This is a genomic window from Sphingomonas sp. 10B4 (assembly GCF_035019905.1).
Classification (GTDB): domain Bacteria; phylum Pseudomonadota; class Alphaproteobacteria; order Sphingomonadales; family Sphingomonadaceae; genus Sphingomonas; species Sphingomonas glacialis.
In genome coordinates, this window is record NZ_JASJVC010000564.1 from 1 (window position 1) to 238 (window position 238).

Here is a 238-nt window from a genome sequence, read left to right on the forward strand (position 1 = left end):
ATCGAGAGGTCCATGGCCTTCACGGTGACGGAGTCGCTCGCAGTCGCGGCGGCATCCGCCGGGGTCAGCACCGGGCCGGTGTATGTCCCTGAGGCGATCGCGGTGTTGGTGAGGCCCTGGCCAGCGGCGGCCGGCGCCTCCTGCCGGGTGGATGCCCCGGTGTTGTTGTCGAGATCCGCCGCCTGCAGGCGCGAGGCCGGGTCGGGCTGAGGCAGTTCGTCCCGCCGGTCGCCGAGCC

General features: G+C 73.1%; 1 protein-coding gene. It reads right to left on the reverse strand.

The features are described 5' to 3' along the window. Positions 1–238: hypothetical protein (locus QN347_RS20885; RefSeq protein ID WP_323494558.1), on the reverse strand; the 238-nt coding region annotated here is incomplete at both ends.